General features: G+C 69.9%; 1 protein-coding gene. It reads left to right on the top strand.

The features are described 5' to 3' along the window. Positions 1 to 262: 262 nt before the first annotated feature. Complete coding sequence (locus ACFYYR_RS31695) at positions 263 to 1,465, top strand: IS110 family transposase (protein WP_388861374.1); 1,203 nt, start codon at positions 263 to 265, stop codon at positions 1,463 to 1,465. The last annotated feature ends 23 nt before the right edge of the window (positions 1,466 to 1,488 follow it).

Here is a 1,488-nt window from a genome sequence, read left to right as displayed (position 1 = left end):
CCCCGTTATGTTCTTCGTGGTCCTGCAAGAGGGCCGCTGGCCTCCGGGCCCGGTATGACTGTTGCCCCCTGTCGAAGGGATGACCTGGGGGGTGGTGTCACCGGGTCCGAGGGGTGCCGTCGGAGACGCTGATCAGAGGTCCGACCACCGCCCGGCTGGGCGCAATGCCCGGCCGCATCCGGGCGGCAGGTCTGCATAACGTGGATGCGCGCGAACGGCCCCGCTGCCGAGGCCAGCACGCATCGACGCATGTGGGGGCACGATGGTCGACATCGACGGGGTAGGCGTCTTCCTGGGCCTGGACGTCGGCAAGCACGCACATCACGGCCAGGGACTGACCCCGGCCGGGAAGAAGGTCTTCGACAAGCCGCTGCCCAACAGCGAACCGAAGCTGCGGGCGGTCTTCGACAAGCTCACGGCCAAGTTCGGCACGGTCTTGCTGGTCGTGGACCAGCCCGCCTCCATCGGCGCCCTGCCGCTGACGGTCGCCCGGGACGCCGGCTGCGAGGTCGCCTACCTGCCCGGACTCGCGATGCGGCGGATCGCCGACCTCTACCCCGGCGAGGCCAAGACCGACGCGAAAGACGCAGCCGTCATCGCGGACGCGGCCCGCACCATGCCCCACACCCTGCGCACCCTCGATCTGACCGACGAGGTCACCGCGGAGCTGACCATGCTGGTCGGCTTCGACCAGGACCTCGCCGGGGAAGCCAACCGCACCTCCAACCGCATCCGCGGCCTGCTCACCCAGTTCCACCCCAGCCTCGAACGCGTCCTGGGCCCACGCCTGGACCACCAAGCGATCACCTGGCTCCTCGAGCGCTACGGGTCCCCGGCCGCCCTGCGCAAAGCCGGCCGCCGCAGGCTTGTCGAGGTCATCCGGCCCCGGGCACCGCGCATGGCCGAGCGGCTGGTCGACGACATTTTCACCGCGCTCGACGAGCAGACCGTCGTCGTCCCCGGCACCGGCACCCTCGACGTGATCGTCCCTTCACTGGCGAAGTCGCTGGCCGCCGTCCACGAACAACGCCTGGCCCTGGAAGCCCGGATCGAGAACCTGCTGGAGGCCCACCCTCTTTCCCAGGTCCTGACCTCGATGCCCGGCATCGGCGTCAGGACCGCCGCAGTCCTCCTGGCCACCATCGGCGACGGCAGCAACTTCCCCACCGCCGCCCACCTGGCCTCCTACGCCGGCCTCGCCCCGGCGACCCGGCAGTCGGGAACCTCGATCCACGGCGAACACGCCCCAAGAGGCGGGAACCGGCAGCTCAAACGCGCGATGTTCCTCTCCGCCTTCGCAGCCCTCCACGATCCCGCCTCCCGCAGCTACTACGACCGCTGCCGAGCCCGAGGCAAAACCCACACCCAAGCCCTCCTCCGCCTCGCCCGCCACCGCATCAGCGTCCTCTTCGCCATGCTCCGCGACGGCACCTTCTACCAACCCAGAACCCCACGGCTCGCTTGACGAAAGACATAGAGGCACCCCCC

Origin of the sequence: Streptomyces sp. NPDC001922 (genome assembly GCF_042891165.1) — a bacterium.
In the GTDB taxonomy this organism is placed as follows: Bacteria; Actinomycetota; Actinomycetes; order Streptomycetales; family Streptomycetaceae; genus Streptomyces.
This window is presented reverse-complemented; position numbering and strand designations above follow the sequence as displayed.